We start from the raw sequence: 20,114 nt of genomic DNA, 5'->3' as shown, positions 1-20,114 counted from the left end.
CTTTTAAACGACGGCTGTGGCATCAAGTTGCAGGGCAATCAGATCACTGTCGGTTCGGTGAACTTCCCGTCGCGCATGACGATTTGTGGCAAGGAGATCCCAGCGTCGTTCGACGGGGAAGGCAGAGTTCGCATTGAGAGCAACGATCGCGAACCCAGATTTGCCATTGAAAGGCGAGCTATCGGCCAGCTTACCCCGGTCATCAGTCCTTCCCAGACAATCGCCACCACTCGGCCGCTGCCTTTGCAAATTGAGACCCGGCCGATTTCAACGGGTGTCCGGCTCAACGGATCGGATCTCGCACAGGCAACGGATAAGGGAACTGCAGTCCACGAGGCATTGCGGATACTGCTATGCCGACCCGATCTGCGGGGCAGGGTAAGCCAGCATTGCCGTGTATCCGACGCTGAGGTCGAGCTTCTCGGACAACAGGCGCAAGCACTTCGTGAGACCCTCACGGAGCTTGGCTATCCGCGCCTGCATATCGAACAGCCTATCGACATCGCACTGCCGGATGGAGGACGTCAGAGCATCATCGTCGATCTCATCGCCGAGGGAACGGATGGATTCATGATCGTGGACCACAAGAGTGGCCCGGTTGCTGACCACACAGCCCGCTTCGAAACCTATTGGCCACAGCTTGCGGCCTATGCCGAGGCTATCAGCGCGAAAGGGGGGAAACCGGTAATTGGCACTGCCCTGTTTTGGACAGAGACCGGCGAATTGACGCTCGGAAGTGGCATTTGAGGGGTAGCGGAACTTGGCGCTGAGCATGAATTCCGCGATCGGCTGGATCGATTTTGACGAGAAAGAACGCGACCGTGCGCAACGGTTGATGGACCTTTTTCGTGAGCAGGACAGTCGGGATGAGCTTGGGCTTGGCGCGATCAGAGATTCCATCGCCGATCATCTATTTCCTGGGACGAGTACGATCCAGACGCGGCTGCGGTACATGCTGTTCATTCCATGGATACTGAGGTCATTGCCTTCGAACCTTGGGGTCCGGGAAATGGCCACCAGAGCGAGACAAAAGGAAATTGAACTCGTTAGAGCGTTGATCGCGGGAGCACCGAAAGACGTCGGCATCATTGGACGGGACGCGGGCGATAAGCTCAAGCGCTTACCCAGTAGCGTCTACTGGTCCGGTCTTGAAAGCTGGGGCATTCGCTGTTTTCCCGGCTCGATCGATGCCTATTTTGCGGCGCTGCCGAATTGGCCAAAGGATGCTGCGAAAGATCACGCCGAAGATGATCTTGGAGGTGCTCCGCGCGGTCGCTCGCTGTGGCACGAGCGCTTGCCTGACCCACCGGCAGGGTGGCCGGAAGACATCGACTTCGAGCTGAAGCCCGACGAAGCGAGTTTCCTGCTTGATCGGCTTGTCGAACGCCATCCCAATAGCCTCCTGACTTATCTCGCGTGCAGACACGATCGCGCTGCGGCAGACGCAATCTGGCTGCACCCGCATCTGGCTGATTTTCCTGCTCAAGCACGAAGGGTGGTCGACCACGCCAGGGTATTCTCGGGCGTGATGCATGGCGCCTCCTTGCTCTACAACCTGCTGCTGAGCGAGTTGCGAGCGAAGGAGGACTGGATCGAAAAGTACCAGTCTGCGCTTGCTCAATGGAGCGATGAATTTGATTCCAAGGCGCTAGTGTCTTGGTCGTTGGATGACTTCTGGCATGAGACGCGCCACACGGGGCACCAGGTGCTTGAGCCCGCGAAGCGATTTGTCACCGATTGGGTGTCTTTGATCCGCAAGGAAGGAGGAATTAGCCGCAATCGCGACGCCGCCAATGCACTGATCATCGCACGTGAAAAAAGGCTCAAGAAAGGCCAGTCCAGGTTCGCGAACACAAGTGCCAGGGATCGTTGGCAGGGTGCTTCCGGTATCGAACGGTTTCAGTTTCGTTGGCCCATCGCTCGCAGCTATCTGAAGGATCTCAAGCGTTGACCAAAAATACGCTCGATCCAGAGAATCGGCTGCTCTACGGCGACAGCCTTCAGGCCCCAGCGGGATATCGTTTTGATGCCGGGGTTGCGACAACCTTCTCGCTCGATTTTGAAACCGCGCTAGCGGTTCCGGTAAGTCTCGCTCTCTTTGCGGCAGACAATCGAGAGGAAATTCTTCAACACCCCATCGCATTGCTGGAGGGTGCCGAGCGGATTGCTGGGCGCTTGGCTGTTTTTGCCGAGGCCGGCCAGATCCACGCGGCGCATACCCAGCAATCACGCCTTTGTTCATTGCTCGAAAAGGTCATCGTCGAGGTCAAAGCCCCAAAGGAGGGAAGCTTCCATCCGAAGATCTGGGCTTTACGTTTCAAGCCCTTGGACGACGAAGGCGATGATCTTCTTCGCGTGCTTGTGTTATCCCGCAATCTGACACGCGACCGCTCCTGGGACGTGGCAGTCCGTCTGGACGGACGCCGAACGCGTCAACCAAAGGCGCAGAACCGTCCATTGCACGCGTTGCTTTCAACGCTCCCCAACCTGGCTGTTGGCGCCATTGCTGAAGAGCAGCGTGCTCTCGCAATGGAACTCGCGGAGGATATGCGCTTCGCAGAGTGGGTTTTGCCTGATGGGTGTGAAAAGCTTGAGTTCGCAGTCAACGGCTTGGGAGGGCGGCCCTGGCAGCCGCAAGAATGTACCCGCATCGGCGTAGTCTCGCCATTTTGTGACGACGACGCGCTCGAGACTCTTGCAAACAAGGCACGCCGATCGGCCGAAGTCTTGATCAGCAGGCCTGACCAGCTGGCGTGCATATCCGAAGAGATATTGGATAACTTTGAGCGTGTTGCCGTGCTCGACGAAATGGCGGAACGCGAAGATGGTGAAGAAACTGAGTTGATGGCCTTCGATGGGCTTCATGCCAAGATCATCGTTGCCGAGCACAGCTGGGATACTCGCCTGACGCTGGGTTCGGGAAACGCCACCACGCCGGCGTTCATTTCAGGGCGTAATGTCGAATTTTTCGTAACCTTCACCGGCAAAACATCGAAGCTAGGGTCCATCGACACGATCCTCGGAGAAGGCGGCTTCGGGCGACTGACGCGTACCTATGACCCGGGGGAGCTGGCCGCTGCTGAAGCATCCGAGCGCGCAGCCGAACGTGTTTTACTGTTTGCTCGGCGGGCACTTGCGCGAGGTGGTCTCACCATCCGCTGCGAAGCACAACCGGCCGAAGGTCCCGGAAGCTGGCGTTTGTGGCTGGTTCCGCCAGGAGAGGGAATAACACTGGCGGGAATCGACCAAGTGCGGGTTTGGCCAATAACGCGGGGGGAAGGGCACGCCCGCGATGCCAAAAATCCTCTTGAATCCGGCCAGCCGCTAGATCTTGGGGTGATCCCGCTTGCCGATGTGACCCGCTTTATTGCGATCGAGTTGAAAGAGCAGGCGACTGGTAGAACGGTCCTCTTTAGCACTGGCTTGCCGATTGAAGGCCTGCCGGCTGAACGCGACGTGGCGATCATGCGGTCTGTGATCAACGATCGAAAGACATTCCTTCGCTACCTGAGGCTGTTGCTTACGGCCCTTGGTGATCCGTTTTCAGCAGCTTTGGCAGCTGCAGGAAATGGTACTGGGGCAGGTTGGGCAATGTCGGTCGCGGACGACGAACCGATGCTTGAGGAACTGGTCCGGGCCCTCTGCGCCAAAGATGGTCGGTTGGACGCGGTTGATCGACTGATGACCCGGCTCAGCGAACCGAGCTCTGCGGGCATCGATCCTATACCTGAAGAATTCCGTACGCTTTGGCAGGTCTTCCGCTCGGCACTGGAGGAGGCTGGCCATGGAAGATGAGCGGTTCGACGCGGGGCCTGCCCTAGCTCAGCTCAAGCGCTTTCAGCGTCGCACGGTGGACTATGTTTTCGACCGTCTGCACGGCGCAGATCCTGTCCGCCAATTCCTCGTCGCGGACGAGGTGGGCTTGGGCAAGACGATGGTTGCCCGTGGGGTCATTGCCAAGACTATTGAAGCGTTATGGGATCGATCCAAACGGATCGACATTCTCTACATCTGCTCCAACCAGGCCATCGCTGCACAAAACCTCAATCGCCTGAACGTGTTGGGAAAGCGCGCGATGGCGCTTCCTACCCGGATGACGTTGGTCCCTTTGCAGCTGCGCGGGGAGCAAGACCTCTCCACGAACAAGGTCAACTTCATCAGCCTCACGCCCGGGACCACGTTCAACCTTCGGTCGACGACCGGGGTGGTGGAGGAGCGCGCACTTGTGCATCGCCTGCTCGAAGCCATGGGCTACCCGTTCACGCCGCTCAGGAACGCGCTCCAAGTGGACGCTGGGAATGGTCGGTGGGATGCCTGTGTGAGCGACATGTCACTTCAAGGCATCGATCCGACGATCATTGCGAACTTTCAGGAGGCAGTTCGCAATGATCTGGCTCTGACTTCATCCATCGAGGAAATGATTTCACTGTTTCCTCGCCGACAGCCGACTTACCCTGATGAGAAGCGATGGAAGCGCAACGACGTGATCGGGGCGCTGCGGGGCAAACTATCGCACGCTTGTGTCAGCGCGCTCAAACCCGACCTCATCATCCTCGATGAATTTCAACGTTTTCGGGAGCTGCTGCGCGGGGAAGGAGAACCAGCTGAGCTCGCACGGGCTCTGTTCGAGTACTCCGACGATACTGCCAGCGCGCGCACACTTCTCCTCTCCGCCACCCCTTACAAGATGCTTACGCTTACCGGGGATGAGCCGGAAGACGGAGATCATTACGAGGACTTCCTCGAGACGATCGAGTTCCTTTATGGCCGTGATAGGGGCGCGGACATTAGGGTCGAGCTCGACCGCGAAATGCGCCGCTTCCGCAATCTTCTCCAGCAACTGCCGACGACTTCGAACGATGCCAAACGCGCGCGCAACAAGGTTCAGCGTACACTGAAGCGCGTCATGGCCCGCACCGAGCGTGTTGGCAGCACTGTGGAGCGAGACTCCATGTTGGCGGAGCCAGCAATCGATGTGCCGCTCGCGCCGGTCGATCTCCATCAGGCGGAAGCCTTTGCGCGCGTGGCGCGCGCTGTCGATGCTCGCGATATCATCGAGTATTGGAAGTCCGCGCCCTACCTCCTGAATTTCATGCGTGATTACACGCTCAAGCATCGCCTCAAGGATAAAGCCGCGAATGCTGACCCGGCATTGCTGTCTGCATTGCGCGACGCACAGGTGCTTGGGATCCGTCGCGAACAAGTCGAAGCCTATCAGCCTATCGATCCGGCGAACGGGCGTCTTCGCGCATTGATGTCAGATCTTTTTGGCTCTGGGCTCCATCAGCACCTTTGGCTCCCGCCGGCACTGACATACTATGGACCTGTCCCGGATGGCCCACCGGCGACGAAGGCGCTCATCTTTTCTGCATGGCAAATGGTGCCCGATGCACTTGCTGCGCTGCTGTCTTACGAAGCCGAGCGCCGTATGGGTGCCGCGTCTGTCGTTCGATCGTATTCCGAAGCCACACGCCGTCGTCCATTGCAGTTCAAGCTGGTTGATGGCCGTCCGGCAGCGATGCGGGCGCTGCACCTGATATATCCATCTCCAACATTGGCCCGAGTTGGCGATCCGCTCGAGGTGTTTGCTGGCTCGCCGACGCAGCTATCAGTAGAGGAAATGCGAACGGCAATTGCCGAGAAAATTAGAACAGAGCTTGGACACCTTTTCGCGGCAGAGACCGTCGCCGATGTGTCTGGCCGGGATACCGAATGGTCTATTCCGGCAACGATAGACGTGCGTCTAAAGACTAAGGCGCCAGGGTGGCTAAAGTACCTCGGTTACCGATGGACAGCACAGGAAGATGGCTTTCGAGAGCATATCTCAGAACTGCACAGAGCGTCGGCCGACGTGTCGGTAGGGGCGCTTGACGACGAAACGTTGAATCTGCTGGTAGACGTTGCCTTGGGAAGCCCAGCCGTTTGCGCGTTGCGAGCTCTGCGCCGGATTGCACCTGGATTGGCCTGGGATGATCCTGATCTGCTGGACGCTGCGGCTTCAATTGCTTGGGGCTTCCGCGCACTCTTCAACCAGCACGACGCTGTCGCTCTGCTTCGGCAGGAACGAGATGAGCATTATTGGCGCAGCGCTTTGGTGCACGGGGGGGGCCACAACCTGCAGGCTGTGCTCGACGAGTACGCGCATTATCTTGTCGAAGGTGAAGGCTTGGCCAGTAGCTCAGAGCGTGATCGTGTCGCCGGGGTGGCTAAGGCCATGACGCATGCTTTGGCGGTACGCCCGTCACAGATCGACGTCGATGATGTAGGGGTCCAAGACAACAAGGTCGTTTTCCATCCGCCTATCAGGATGCGTGGCCGCTTTGCCATGCGTCTGGCTGAGTACAAGGATGACGAAGGCGGAACAGTCCGGTTGGGAAGCGTGCGGGACGCCTTCAATTCTCCTTTCCGACCGTTCGTTTTGGCCACGACTTCGATAGGTCAGGAAGGGTTGGATTTTCACCCCTATTGCTATCGGGTCTATCACTGGAACCTTCCTGGAAATCCAGTCGATCTTGAGCAGAGGGAAGGGCGGGTTCACCGGTTCAAAGGCCATGCCGTTCGGCACAATGTCGCGAAGGCACATGCAGATACAATCCGCATTGCAGCGAAGACTCCGAAGGATCCCTGGAGGGCAATGTTCGACTCTGCGCGGCGTGCAACGAAGAGCTCGTCGGAACTTGTGCCCTATTGGGTTTATGACGGTCCGGTGAAGGTCGAACGGCGCGTGCCCATGCTGCCTATGAGCCGCGAAAACACGCGACTGCGCTGGCTTAAGCGCAGTTTGACACTCTACAGGCTGGCGTTTGGGCAGCCAAGGCAGGATGATCTGTTGGCCTACCTTGATCGTCTCGTCGACGAGGGAGTCGACATAGCGACATTGGAAGAATTGCAGATCAAGCTCGAGCCGTGACCCACGGGGCGGGTGATTTCCCCGTCATTCAGACGGGACCGGTCTGCACAGGAGGAATCTCAAGCAGCATATATGGAACGGTTTGATCAACTCCAGCGTCAGCGCCTGCTTTACAGACTAGCTTTGGGGCAGCCCAATCAGGAGGATCTGGTGAACCACCTTGCCAGAGGTAGCACAACAAGATCCTCGCCATGAGCCAGTTTGCCCTCGATCTTCGGCCGCGGCGCAGCACGACCAACGCGAAAACTTCAGTTCAAAAGGACCATATGAATGGAGATGGACGCGTGGCGCCGACAAGCTCTGGAGAGCCTAGAGAGAGCTGCCCGAAGCCTGGAGACTGTCGAAATGCTGGGCGAGACCTCAGTCAACTTCCGGCTATCCGACATCGTGTCCCCTGATCGGGCATCCGAGATCGTTACCAGCCTGCGTCGCCGTTGCACGGCGCCCGCCCTCGCCATCTACTGCTTTGAGCTTGTGGATCCGTCTGGCTACCCAGAGCTTCGTGCGAGCTATGCCCGCAAGCCAGCCTCGTGTGACAGTACTGGTCAGAAGCTCAGCTACAGCCGGCTGCATGAAGATGCCTATCCTGGAGCGATTTATGTCGGCAGCTCAAAGTCCGTTGTCAGCCGGTTCTCTCAGCATCTGGGCTTGACTGGGGGGAGTGGGACCTCTGCCATGCGCCTCAAGCAGTGGGCGGCACAGCACCCGTTCGAGATAAGGACCATGGTCTGGTTCTTCGCCCCTGACCTTGACCCGCAGACACTGTTACTACTTGAGCAGGCTCTTTGGGATTACAAGCGTCCTCTGCTTGGTAAACGCAGCGGGCACTAATTAGCGAATGGTGTCAGATGGCGACCGCGCAGTGGGGTTCACGATACTGCGAAGAAGATCCAACGACATTCTAGCTCGAATATCCTGATATGTTAGCTGCGCGAGCAGCGATGCCCTGGATCCGTCAAGCAAGGCCGATCAGTCCCATCGGAATGGGCGTCATGCTCGTGAAATCAGAATGTTTGCGGGAATATTCTTATACTCCGAAGCCATGGTTTCGAAGGCCTCTCCGGATTGTTCGAGGAACGCCTCAACGCATTCGGCTGGTGGCTCCTCGACAGCACCGTACACAAGGGGTGCTAAGGAGCAGGCTCTCCCCGGCCGTGGAAGCTTCCGATTCCGACCTGCGAGCTCATTTATCAGTTTGGCATAATGCCACAGGGCTACTGTTGCATCCTGCCGCTTCTCCCTTGGGACACCCTCGCAGACACCAAGCCAGATTTCGTGATCGAGCTGGTCCCGATACTCTGCAAGGTGTGCGCCGAGCCAGTCCGGATTTTCGAACACCAAAGCCTGATAGTCTGCCCCAGCTTTAGTACCAAGTCGACGCGCAGCGCGCCGCGGGACCGAGATGATTGGACCTTCGTCTAGACCCACTTCGAGCGCCTGGAGAATGAGTTCGAAATCATCGCCTGTGTGCATTGAGTCCACCCAGCGGATCCGGAACTTATCCATATTGCTTGAACCCTTCCTTCTGCGTCGCCGGAGGATGAGAAATTGTCACGACAAATTCGGTCGCAGGATCCAACTACTCATTCCATGGCGGGTGGCCGCCAAGCTTGCGTCCGGCTTCGTACCTTTTGATCGGTCAAATCTCAACATGTCGAAGCTGCGCCGGCAGTAGCCATGCGACCGTTTTTGTCGTGGGTGGTCGCTTTTAAGAATTTGGCTTACGGCTGACGGAGAACGAGGGACAAGAATGGGCCTATTTAATCGCATTTTTCTCGGGCACCGGATCGATGATTGGGCGTCGGAATACTCGCTTGTTGCGGCCAGAACGCTCAATCAGGTCGCGGCCGACTTGATAGCGAGCGCTGAGCAGGACGTTTCCAATGCAAGTCTGAAGGACGGCCTTTTGGCGCAGTCCGCCTTCTTGCAAAACAGCATCGCTCCGAAGGTTCGGGAGGTCGCGGAGCCTGTAGCGATTGAGATTCTCAACGAAGCAAACGCCGCCCTTGCGGCGATTGTAGAGGAACAAGCCGTCTGGGTTAGATGTCCGGACTATGCTGAGCAACCAGAGGGTGCATTCGATGGCGCCAAGGATATCGCTGCAGCAGCAGTGCCACTCGCTGCGGGGGTTGCGACAGCCGCATCGCTTCCTTTCGCAGCGGTGACAACGACGACCGCGTGGCTTGGACTGGTCACCACGACAACAATCAGCTGGCCGGTTGTACTCGGCGGCGGCGCGCTAGCCGGACTGGGCATTGCAACAGGGCTGCTCAACACCGCGAAGATCCGCGACCGGACCCAAGCCAGACTGCGTGACCGCGTCCGTTCCTTTGTCGTTGCCTCGCTAATTGGTGGAGATGAAAACTCACCGTCAATCCTGCAGCAGTTGACCGCGGAGTTTGACCACGCCGCTAAACGTGCAAAAGCGTTATGATCGGGGCACTTTCTCACGTGGTCCTGCGAGAAGTGCCTGCCGAACTGCTGGCTGGCGTGTCATCAGGCGAGTACCGCGTTGCTGGTTCGATAATTCAGTCCGTTTCTTCGGGACGGGTTGTCGGTCATCTGCAAGAGACGTCAGCAATATCCTCTTTGCTGAACTTGAGCCCGCTCGGCCTGCCGCAAATGGCGATGGATGCAGTCACTGTCGTTCAGAACGAGCAGATCAAGGCTGCGATATCTGTCGTTCAGTCGCTGCAAATCGCAAACCTTGCGGTCAGTGGGATCGGTATTGGTGTTTCCGTAGCTGGCGCCGCGATCTTGGCAAAGCGTATCGCGACGGTCGAGGAGAAGGTCGACGCGATCCTTCCAAACCTAGATGCCATCGTGCGGGGACTGGAGGCCATGCGAGTCGAGAGGATCGCAGAGGATTTCACGCGACTTCGTACATTGGTTGATCAGGTTGAAGAGGCCTGGTTGCCATCCGCATCCCAACGAGAATGGATTGCAATTGCACGGGATGCACATTTTCTAGCGGACAGCTTCGAGCGCCGCGCGCGCGAGCTAGGTGCCGCGAGCAATGTGCTCAACACGGACCCCTTGGTCGAAGCCTTCGCTCTCGCATCAGGGCTTCGCGTGACTGCGCGGATGGCATCCTCCCAAGACGATATGGCTAGGGAAGCTGCGAGTTCTCGGGCACTCACGCTGGTACAGTTGGGGGAGGCAATCCAGCTTGCCCCTCTCGTTCTTGCTCACGCGCCAATGGAAAATGCTGGTACGTCGACATGGTTAGAGGTTTTGGAGCAGAAGGCAGGCGACTTGCGCGCAACCGTTGCTCGAGTGCGCGATCGCGAGATCGCCGCTGCCGGTACTGTTGAGACGCTTCATGAGTTGGCGCGCCGAGGCGTCTCCGGTCGAGAATGGCTCGATGCCGCAAAATCTGAGGGGCATAATCCCCTACTGTTTCTTCCCGTCTGTGATGTCAATTTGCAGCAGAAAGCCCGGTGATACGGGGAGCGGGCGATCAAACCTGGAAATTCGTTCCCATTTTCTGTGAAATCGAAAGTTGCCTGGTTCGCGGCAATTTCGTCCTGGCTCGTTGATTCGGAAAAGGAAGATTGGATGGCTGGCCCAAGCGAATTGATCACGGCTGTAGAAATGGCCGCCGCCAGCGGCATAGCCCCCAAGCGCCTACGAGCAGCGCTTCGAGCTGCAAGTCTCGATTGGCATTCGCACAACGGTCGTTGGGAGGTCGTGCGAGGGAGCGATCAGCACCGAGACATCGAACGGGTCATGGCGCAGCTAACAGGAGGGCGTGTCAGGCTCCTATCGACGTCAAAGGCTGCACAAGGCGCTTGCAAGGCCGCAATACGTGACGAGCATTACGTGCTCGATCTCTGCGACGCGGTTCTCGGGCTGAAGGCCGTCCGACAGCATTGCTTCCCGTTTCTGACCGGAGATCCAGATCGGCGTGGTCACCGGAAGCCATTACCTGTCGATGGCTTTTATCCTGCTCTTGGCCTCGTAGTGGAATATCATGAGCGCCAACACCGCGAACGTGTCGGATTCTTCGACGATAAGCCAACGATTTCCGGCGTTCCTCGGGGTGAACAGCGCCGACGATATGATGAGCGCCGCGCCGATTTGCTGCCGAGGCATGGCTACAGTTTAGTCGTTCTCAATGTGGATGAATTCTCGCACGATAGGGCCAAGCGCCTGCTCAGGACCCCTCAAGATCAGGCCGTTGTAAGCCACCGCCTTGCAGGCTTTATCAGCTAATTAATGGCTATCAGGGCAATGGTGCAAAATGGCCAATGAACCTCGCACCCCACGTCTTGCTGTCTTGATTGACGCAGACAATGCATCCTCTCGGATCGCACCGCGCCTCTTTGAAGAGATTGCAAAGATCGGTGAGGCAAGTGTCCGCCGCATTTACGGTGATTTCTCCGGCACTCGGCTTAAATCCTGGGCCGACGTTCTTGCTACACATGCGATCAAGGCGCACCAGAACTTTGCATATACCAGCGGCAAGAATGCCTCGGATATTGCGTTGGTCATCGACGCGATGGACCTTTTGCATACCGGTCGTTTTGACGGGTTTTGCCTTGTCTCTTCCGATAGTGATTTTACCGGTTTGGCCTCGCGTATCCGTGAGCAAGGCATAGATGTCTACGGCTTCGGAGAGCAGAAAACACCCGAGAGCTTCCGCCAAGCGTGTCGCCGCTTCATCTACACTGAGAACCTGCTGCCAGAGGCGCCAACGTCAGATGAGCCAGGTCGACAGGATGCCCGTCCGGCTAGCGTAAAGAAATCGCCCACTGCTGCGGCACCTTTGATCCGAACTGCCATCTCACAGCTCGATGATGAAGGGGGCTGGGTACCTCTCGGGCGGGTGGGTCAACGCCTTGCAGCGCTCGCCTCCGACTTTGATCCCCGAACCTATGGTCACGGCAAGCTGAGCGACTTGGTCGAAAGAGCAGGGGGCTTCGAATCACGCAGAACTGAAACCGGTCATTTGCAGATTCGCGTCGTTCCCTCTGGAAAGGCGAGCCAGGCGAAGGCCAAACAAGCAAAGCCCGCATGACAGTCTCGGTTCACCCCTGCGCGAGCTTGAACTCGCCGTGCGCGGCAGGGATTTGAAAAGGGAGCACCGCCGTTGGCTCGCCTCACCAAGGCGCATTTGCGCTACTTGAAGCACCACGGGATCGAACCTGAAGAAGCGTTCGATGCCTCGGGCCTCAAGCGAGCTGAATATCGACCCAGAATGAAGGCGGAGGGGAAGTTCGTCGCCTACGGTGTCACCCCGTGTCATAATGGCCACGCTTTGCGCAATCGATACGGAAACTGCATCCAGTGTTCTCCCGCTTCGATCGCCTTCGCGCGTCGAAGTGAATTGTCAGGCTACCTTTATCTCGCCCGGTCATCGGGCTTGGGCCTGATCAAGGTCGGCTTCTCCAGCGACGATCCGGATAATCGAATCTACATCGCGAATCTCGACGGATACGGCGGAGCATGGGACTGGCAGATTTGCGCGACGGTTTGGGCAGATCATGCAGGGGCGAAGGAGATCGCCGTTCATCAATCGCTTTCCGACTTTCGCGCTGAAAGGGCCTGGATACGGAATGGGACGGCTATCGTTTCTAAGGAGCTGTTTGACTGTGATCTGGCCGCAGCCATCGGTGCCTTGTCGGCACACCTCACAGCCAAAGAACTGCAGATGATCGAGTACAGGTAAGCAGTCGTGGCACTACGATGCATAGATGCGCTGAGTGGACAGAGCCTTCACGCGTTCGAATTTGATCCCATGGAGTGGGACAATCTGGCGTTGAGGAACAAGCGGGAAGGGCATCTGCGAGCACCCTGCTGTCAGGCTGACGTGATCCTCAGGCGCTCCAAGTTGGGGACGCAGCATTTCGTGCACAGAGTTCGCGGCACCTGCAACAGCGCGCCCGAAACGGAAGAGCACATGCAGGTGAAGCGCGTTATCTTAGAAGTGGGAAAAGCGAACGGTTGGCTGGCTGTTGCGGAAGTGGATGGCCTGAGCCCGGAAGGCGAAGCCTGGCGCGCCGATGTCCTGTTAAGCAAGGACGCGGCTCGCATCGCCATTGAAGTCCAGTGGTCAAAGCAAAGCGACGATGAGACAGCGCGCCGTCAGGCCCGTTATGCCTCGTCGGGGATCCGGGGGCTTTGGGTATTCCGGCAGCAGCGTTTTGCGGCATCCAAAGACATTCCTGCCGTTCGGATCTGCGGGACGCTTGCCGATGGCTTTGAAGTGTACGTACCAACCGGAACAGGCGAGCAGGTTCTGCCGCTGGCACCGTTCGTTTCAGCCGTTCTGAACCGGAAGTATCGCTTCGGACTACCGTTGGGGGCACCAGCGGCAGTTGCCGTGCGCTGTGGGATCATTGACTGCTACAGGTGTGGTGCGGAAACGCCGATCATCACGGGGCTCGACATCAACGTTGGCCCGCACAAGCTCTCTGCCATCATTCCGGAACTCGACAGTTGTCCTGATCTGATAGCGCTCGCGCTGCAGGTGATGCCACAGCACATTTCACCCGGCCGGATAATGCGCCGTCACAGCCAAGAAGCGAACTCCCGCTATCTGAGCAATGGCTGCGCCCATTGTGGCACCCTGATAGGCGCCCATTACGAGTATCTGGCGTGCGAAAACCAGGCCGTGGTTGGGAAGTTTCAGACGGTTGTTGATAATGGCATACGCCAACTGGCCAAGAAACTTGGTGAAGCGCCAGAATGGGGTGTCCACCTGGAAATTTCTTCGATCTAGGCTCTCCAGTTCAATTCTTTGCAAAGGCCAAACAGCTAGGACGCTGCGACCACTTTTGACGGGCACGGAAAATAGGACAAGATGATGTGGGAACTTTTTCTCCACGGCGTCCCAGAGTATCTTGTCCGCCATGCATTAGATCGAGCTGGGGGCAACCAATTGGCCTCGGGCAAATTTGCAAATCCAGAAAGCAGCGCCGCTTTGGCTGCGAACGGGTGCGGTTGGCATTTTGATAGACTCGCTTTGCTTCCGGCTTTCCCGGGCTTCGACGACATCGATTGGCCCGCAGTATCGGTCGAGATCGAACGGCAGATGCGTTTTCCTTGGTCTGCCGACGCCAATTTGTCAGATTCTTACCGGACCTCAACACTCGCTATGACGACTGTCAGGGCCACCCCAGCTTTGGCCTTCGGAAGCCGACTTCGCTTAAGTTTGTGGTCGGCGGCATGCTTGGCCCACCAACCGAGCGGCGGGTTAGGCATATCATGTTTCCTGCAGATATTGTGAAGCGCAACGTCTCACAGCCTGAAATCCTTGGCTAAGTGCGTAAGGGGTTTCGACCAGACCAGCTCATAGAATTCTTCGCGGGTGAACCTTTGGTTCATCTCGGCGTACTTCCAGACTTCCATTTAGAATTGTGTGGCGAAACGGGGGGGGGGCGGAGGTGTTTCCTCGGCCGTGAAGCTAGCTCTCCTGCGTAGGAGCCGAAGGCACAGTCGACAACGACCCGATGTGTCATGGCAAGGGGCCAACGTAACGCCACGAGCCAAATTTTTCGAACCAACATCACCGATCCGACCCAAATCCATTTAAGATCGGGGCACTGGTGCATTCTCGATTAGGTCGCGCAACATCTCGATCCGGCGGGACGAAAGGGCAACTTCGTCGTTTGCCGCGTTAATGACCTCATCGCAGTGCGCTGCCTCTGCGTCCAACCAGTCTCGGTAGGCGGCAAATAGCGGTGCGATGCTTTCAGTGGCCATTACGGCGGCGCTTGAGGCGAATTCCGTTAGAAGCTTCTGTCTCTCAGCCACTTCCTTAGCCGACGCTTCAGCATTGGCCCGCCGATGGGCATCAGCAATGATCAGATCGATCCCTGCTAATGCGGCATTTGCAATAGTAGGCGCGGCCTTTTTGCAATGATCTAGCCATTGCGACGTCTGCAGCAGCGACTCCAGATCCTTAACACTCGGGCCTGTCGGTTCCTTTTTCCTTTCCTTATCCAGTGCCTTCTTCAACTCGTTTGTTGTTTTCCCGTTGAGCTTCACATGCTGCGTCAGGCCAATCGCATCTTGGGCCAGCTTGCCGAACGGTTTGGCCAGTGTTTTTTGAAGCGTGGGCTCAAGGGCAGCCTTATGTTTTGACGGGCGGGCCTCCTTGGACAGCGGCGCGACCGAGATTGAGACCGTGTCCAGAGGGGGTAGACGAGCATCGCTGTCGTGCGCGAGGTTGGCGAGAGCAGCCAGCTGGCGGTTTAACCAACCGTTGCATATGGCCTCGATTTTTGCGCGCAGCTCCTCGTCGTCGTTACTCCTTCGGGTGAAGAAGCTGTTCAGTTCCTCCTCGACCTCGCACGAGAGGACGCTGCGGCCCACTTCGATGAGCTGCAAATGCTGCTCCCCGAACTCAGCGATCCAGGTGTGTTTACGATTCCTCGCTTCGGTGGCGGATTGATCGGCACGGGCGTGGAGATTCTCCGCTTCAGCAAGCGCATCGCGCAGGAGCGTGCAAGCGCGACGTAGGCGAGTCCATTGGCGCAGTTGGGACAAGCGATCCGGCAAGGCGCGCAGAGCGCTCACCAGATCGGCCACGCCGTCCCATTCACTGCACCCGGCTGTATAGCTGTCGGCTTCAGGGGAGGGATCGTTGCCGACTTCGCCGTAGGGGTCGGCCGAGATCGCAAAGAGTGGCACGGCGTCAGTCGGCAAGCAGTTGCTGTCCAGTAGCTTGCCCCATTCGGCGCGCTTGAGTTCGAGGCGCTTGTAATACGCTGGCAGATTCTCCGAAGGATCTTCGCCGTCGTCCAGCTTGGTGATCACGAACATCCACGATTCGGGTGTGAAAAGCCCGACCGGGCGGTAGGCGCTGCCCGTGATCCTGGCGAGGACATGGTCACGGTTACCGGTGAGCAGTTGCGGCGGCATGACCAGCATCGTCACATCGGCGTCGAGCAGTGCCCGGTCGGCGGCGTTCTGGTGCCTGGTATTGCCGCCTGCGATGCCGGGCGTATCACGCAGCACGCAGCCGAAGGCTTCGACATCATTGGCCTCGAACGTTTCGGGGCGGGCGCTGATCGTGAGCCAAGACGGCACGGGCTGGCCCGCCTCGACCAGCAACCGTTTGACCAACGTGCTCTTGCCCGCGTCATAGGCGCCATAAACGGCAACCACGGGACGATTGTCGTGCGGTTCGTTCAGGCTCCGCCCGGTCGAGATCAGCGCTGCCTCGGCGCGCTTGAACCAATCGTCATCGTGCATCGTTGGTGTCCTTCGGCATGAGCATTTCGAGCATGTTCCAGCCTTCGTCGAGTGTCGCGGCGATAGCGTCGCGTTGCTGCGCGATGTGTGCGGCTCGCGCCTCCAGCATCTCGACGGCAGGGGCGTATCGATTGTTCAAGGTGCCGATTTCGGCTAGGTGCGCGGCAAGGTACGCTGCTGCCCCTCTGGGCGTTTCGTCGTCCCCCAGCAGCGAGGCGCGCACGTCCGCGCCAGATTTTCGCAAGGCTTCGATGAGGTCGGCAAGCGCCTGATCGCGCCTTTCCGCCTCTGCGCGCTCGGACCAGTAGGCCCGGAACTCGAGCAGTGCGCTGGCGACAGCCAATACCGCGCCTGCGCCCTTGGCAACGGTCTTTGTTCCCTCAGCCAGTTTCTCCGCCGCCTTGGTTGCGCCCCAAGGCTTGAACTTGACTCCCGCCCATTTGCCTACCTTATACATGTTGTCGCGGGTGAATATCTTATCGGCCATCTGAGCGGCTTGTTTGATGCCGCTCCTCGACACATCGACGGCCTGGTTTGCGCCGGAAGTGTCGCTTGGCGTCAAGCCTCCGAACTTCAATCCCGTCGCGGCGTGTATCTGCGCTTGCTTCCATTCCGCATTGGCTCGGCTGCGGTCAATTTCGCTTCGCGCGCGCGAAACCCATCGGTCGATCTCGATTTTCCAACGGTCTTCCCAGTGACCCAGCGTTTCGACGAACACGGGATCTTCGGGCCAGCTCTCCAACTTCTTGGCCGCCGCTTCGGTGCCAGCTTCGCTGTCGGCCTTCAGGAAATCGTCGAGCAGCGGATCGATAGTTTCATTGATCATCCGGCCGATCTCGGTTTCGATTCGCTTGCGCATGGCGGCACCTTCATCGAGCCGTGTACTGATCCGCTTGCAAAGCAAGGCGAGCGCTTTGCCCTGCGCCTGCCATCCGTCCTGTTCCTGCGAGAGACGTTGCTCAAGTGCAGACAGACGTGCAACGCCGCCGGAAACAACGGCGAAGTCGATGCCGCAACCCTGCTGCGAGACGATGGCTTCTTCGATGGCGGCGCACAGGGCCGTGATCCCGTCCCAATCCCGATGGGCGTCGCTCTCGCCGCAGCCATAGGGATCGGCGGCAACGACGAGCATGCGCGACAGGGGGAAGTTGATACCTCGCTCGGCGAGTGCCTGGACGTATTCACGCTTCTTTCCGGCTGCTCGTTCGGCATATGTAACCGGATCGATGCGCGGATCACCGAAGAGCTCGTCTCCGCGGCCGATGACGAGAAGTGTGTGAGCCCACCGGTCTGCGCGTCCGGACGTACGATTTTCGCTCAAGTTGGCGCAAAGCCGGTCCAGCGTATCGTCGCGCACGGCACCGTCTACCAGCCACAGACTTGCCGAGGCATCGGTCATGGCATCTGCCGCCATCTCATCGTCTTCGGCTCGGCCGCTGCCGAAGCCCGGCGTGTCGACAATCCGGAAGCCGTCCAGATCATGCGTCATGGCTGTAAGTGTCGTGGGATCGGCACGTACTTCCAGACTGTCGGGGATGGCTTTGCCTGCTTCGGCTAGGAGACGCCGAATGAGCGAGGTCTTGCCGACGTTGTAATCGCCCGCCAGCACGAGCGTAGGGCGATCCAAAGATGCCAGTTCGCGCAATTGCGCGATCACAGGTCGCGCGGCTTCGATCTCGCGCAACCGCTTCTCTGCTAGCATGGCGAAAGTCCGGCCCATCCCGATCATCTGTGGCGCGGTCGATAGTGTCCATGGCGTATGCGGCACGAGCGGTTGCACAACGCAGGTGTCGGCCTGCTGCTGGTCTGTCTGCTCCCCGTCTATCCAATCTTCGCCGGCCCAGATCAGTCGGCCCGCATCGCGTCGATCGGGGTAGCGTTGCTTTTCGATTCGCAGTGCCGCGGCGGCAAGCGCGCCTTCAGAATCTTGATCGCCGAGGTTGCCTTGTGCCGAGGCGATTGCCGTGGGGATGTCGCCATCCTGCGCGGTTTCGATGGCGATCCTGTAGGCAAGGCACGCCTTGCGCAGCAGGGGGCCAAGTACGTCCAATAGCGCGGCGTCGCGCGCATGGGCGATCATCTGGCGCAATTGATCACCGATGGCATCGAAGTGCGCGTCGATTTCCGCCCGAGCCTTGGCGAGAGCCTCGCGCCGCGCAGTGCTGCGCGCGGCTTCCGCCCAGTTTGAGGTGGTCGCCTGTACCCGATGCAGCACCCAAGTTGCGACCAAACTGGTGCCCAGAGTTTCCAGAGCCAAGAGAGGGGCACCCATTTTGCCCACCCGCGAGGTGTTGCTGAGCCAGCGCCATCCCCAACCTGCCGCGCCACCGACGTCCACGGGTGCCGGAGTGGGAGCGTCCGCATTGAGCTTCGCTTCTGGCGCGATCGCCAAACGTCGACCTATCTGCCCGTAGGCGCGCTCGAGCACGGCCTGGCGCGCACTCTCGATCGCAGCGGTATCGAAAACGGACTTGGAGAAGGCTGATTCATCGATTTCTTTCCCTTGGGCGAACGCACCGAGCACCAGGACTTCGGCCTGGCGCAGACTTTTCGCCCGCTCCGGACCGAGGGTGGCTTCCACAAGAGTGGTGATCTGCTGATCGAGTTCGCCCTCTTCCGGGGTGTCGAACGCCGCGCCGCGCAGGGTTTCGAGCATCGCCAGCAGATCGTTGTCGCGCCCAGGCACGCCAAGTCCTGCCCGCCAGGTGGTGCCTCGCTTCGGATATCCGACATAGGCCAGCAGCGCAGCGATTTTGGCGTCGTGCCGCGTTGCCGCCTTTCTTGCGGCCTGATGCTGATCTGCAGTGAGCGCTGCTATCCGAGCAAGGTCGCCCCGCAGGCTGCGCCGCAGCATGCCCAAGCGGATCTGCGGCGCATCATGGGTCAGCGCCTCGCTCAACAGCGCTTCGAGCGCGGGCAGGTTCGACCATGACAGCAGTCGCGCAATTCCGTAGCGCGTCCGCTCGTTTTCGATTTCGTCGGCAAGGCTATCCGCGAATGGAACGCTGGCCCGTGCTCTGAGGGCGCGCTTGGTGTTGAGCGCGACCAGTGGCACTTTGCACAGGGCGAGGTGCACAAGTTCCCCGCGAATGCGTTCTATGTGGTCAGCAACGGTTTTCGAGCGCTTTGCTCGATTATGCCGGTCTGGGCAACGCGGTGGCAACCGCCACATGGTATCGCGGACATTCAGAGCTACCACGGCGGGCTTGCCGAACTCTTTTACCCACTGGCTGACTTTCTCGAACTCGCTTACCTGCTGGCTTTGCGTGTCGAAGCACAGCAGGACGATGTCGGCTCTCTCGACCGCGCACCTTGCAGTCTCCTCGAGCGTCGCGCGCGATTCCACGCGGCCCCACCCGTCGATGCCGGGTGTGTCGATGATCCGGCAGTCCTGCCATCGGGTTTCGCGAATATCGACTGTCCAGTCGGACTGACCTGGCGATACCGATTGGCCGTTCCCGTGGGACAGCGCTTCCATCAAAGTGGACTTGCCTGTTCCGGTGCGTCCGAACAGGACAATGTTGAAATTGCCAAGCGCCTGACTGCGATGATTCCAGACATCCTTGAGGCGAGTATATTCCTGCACGCAAAGCGTCTCGAACTGCTGTGCAGTTGTGACCGAATCCTTTTCGGCCCAAGCCCAGGCATCAGTCTCAAGGTCGAGCGCGTTGAGCCGAAGCCGGGCAGTGTTTAATGCCTCTGCGACCCTCTCGATGTCCGTTCGCAACTTGTCCGCGGCCTCTCGCCCCTTGATGACGGCTTCGCTGATCGCTTCTTCCAGAGTGGCGTGCAACTGTTCGCTGATGGAAAGTGACATGTCGTCAGTGCGCAAACGTTGTCTTGATGGGCATCAAAATTAATCCATCTAATAAGCCATTTGCTGTGGGGTACTGGGGGGAATTACGTCGTTATTGTAGCCTATTTAAACAGTTTGTGTGTGGCAAGGGCGTAGCCAAAGTATCAGTCCGTGGCGTGGTCAGGGTCGGGAACAGGGTAATGTATT

The 20,114-nt window shown here is 58.6% G+C and carries 14 protein-coding genes; 11 read left to right on the top strand and 3 right to left on the bottom strand.

Annotated elements, in window-relative coordinates:
- From NSE01_RS20385 to NSE01_RS20365, 5 genes are all read left to right on the top strand, one after another.
- On the top strand, positions 1–747 hold a 747-nt coding region (locus NSE01_RS20385; protein WP_147161417.1), incomplete at its 5' end, for a PD-(D/E)XK nuclease family protein.
- A 25-nt stretch (positions 748–772) separates the two neighbouring features.
- Positions 773–1,951, top strand: coding sequence for a DUF6361 family protein (locus NSE01_RS20380; protein WP_147161416.1), 1,179 nt, complete (start codon positions 773–775; stop codon positions 1,949–1,951).
- Positions 1,948–3,795 carry a phospholipase D family protein gene (locus NSE01_RS20375; protein ID WP_147161415.1) on the top strand — a complete coding sequence of 616 codons (1,848 nt, stop codon included), beginning with the start codon at positions 1,948–1,950 and terminating at the stop codon, positions 3,793–3,795. The genes NSE01_RS20380 and NSE01_RS20375 overlap by 4 nt, the downstream gene beginning before the upstream one ends.
- Entirely contained in the window at positions 3,785–6,910 is a 3,126-nt protein-coding gene (locus tag NSE01_RS20370) for a helicase-related protein (protein WP_147161414.1), read from the top strand. Before NSE01_RS20375 ends, NSE01_RS20370 begins: the two co-directional genes overlap by 11 nt.
- Positions 6,911–7,255: 345 nt before the next feature.
- Complete coding sequence (locus NSE01_RS20365) at positions 7,256–7,741, top strand: GIY-YIG nuclease family protein (protein ID WP_147161413.1); 486 nt, start codon at positions 7,256–7,258, stop codon at positions 7,739–7,741.
- Between the two features lie 159 nt (positions 7,742–7,900).
- Here the strand turns inward: NSE01_RS20365 and NSE01_RS20360 are convergent, their stop codons facing one another.
- Positions 7,901–8,416, bottom strand: coding sequence for a hypothetical protein (locus tag NSE01_RS20360; RefSeq protein WP_147161412.1), 516 nt, complete (start codon positions 8,414–8,416; stop codon positions 7,901–7,903).
- Positions 8,417–8,660: 244 nt separating this feature from the next.
- Here NSE01_RS20360 and NSE01_RS20355 point away from each other — a divergent pair, with 244 nt between their 5' ends.
- The 6 genes from NSE01_RS20355 to NSE01_RS20330 all read left to right on the top strand — a co-directional run bounded on the left by NSE01_RS20355 (position 8,661) and on the right by NSE01_RS20330 (position 13,634).
- Entirely contained in the window at positions 8,661–9,344 is a 684-nt protein-coding gene (locus tag NSE01_RS20355; RefSeq protein ID WP_147161411.1) for a hypothetical protein, read from the top strand.
- Positions 9,341–10,354 carry a hypothetical protein gene (locus NSE01_RS20350; protein ID WP_147161410.1) on the top strand — a complete coding sequence of 338 codons (1,014 nt, stop codon included), beginning with the start codon at positions 9,341–9,343 and terminating at the stop codon, positions 10,352–10,354. The genes NSE01_RS20355 and NSE01_RS20350 overlap by 4 nt, the downstream gene beginning before the upstream one ends.
- A 114-nt stretch (positions 10,355–10,468) precedes the next feature.
- Positions 10,469–11,125, top strand: a complete 657-nt coding sequence (locus tag NSE01_RS21595; RefSeq protein ID WP_218033311.1) for a hypothetical protein — start codon at positions 10,469–10,471, stop codon at positions 11,123–11,125.
- A gap of 28 nt (positions 11,126–11,153) precedes the next feature.
- Positions 11,154–11,930, top strand: a complete 777-nt coding sequence (locus NSE01_RS20340; protein WP_147161409.1) for an NYN domain-containing protein — start codon at positions 11,154–11,156, stop codon at positions 11,928–11,930.
- 72 nt (positions 11,931–12,002) lie between these two features.
- Positions 12,003–12,581, top strand: coding sequence for a GIY-YIG nuclease family protein (locus NSE01_RS20335; RefSeq protein ID WP_147161408.1), 579 nt, complete (start codon positions 12,003–12,005; stop codon positions 12,579–12,581).
- A 69-nt stretch (positions 12,582–12,650) separates the two neighbouring features.
- Entirely contained in the window at positions 12,651–13,634 is a 984-nt protein-coding gene (locus tag NSE01_RS20330; RefSeq protein WP_147161407.1) for a competence protein CoiA, read from the top strand.
- Between the two features lie 809 nt (positions 13,635–14,443).
- Here NSE01_RS20330 and NSE01_RS20325 read toward each other — a convergent pair.
- Together NSE01_RS20325 and NSE01_RS20320 are read right to left on the bottom strand one after the other, a co-directional pair.
- Positions 14,444–16,111: a GTPase domain-containing protein gene (locus NSE01_RS20325; protein ID WP_147161406.1), complete on the bottom strand. Its 1,668-nt coding sequence runs from the start codon at positions 16,109–16,111 to the stop codon at positions 14,444–14,446.
- On the bottom strand, positions 16,101–19,928 hold the full coding sequence (locus NSE01_RS20320; protein ID WP_147161405.1) for a GTPase: 3,828 nt from the start codon (positions 19,926–19,928) through the stop codon (positions 16,101–16,103). Before NSE01_RS20320 ends, NSE01_RS20325 begins: the two co-directional genes overlap by 11 nt.
- Positions 19,929–20,114 lie beyond the last annotated feature (186 nt).

It is taken from the genome of Novosphingobium sediminis, assembly GCF_007991615.1.
GTDB lineage: Bacteria > Pseudomonadota > Alphaproteobacteria > Sphingomonadales > Sphingomonadaceae > Novosphingobium > Novosphingobium sediminis.
The sequence above is the reverse complement of the archived record's forward strand: the minus strand, read 5'-3'. Positions and strand labels throughout refer to the sequence as shown.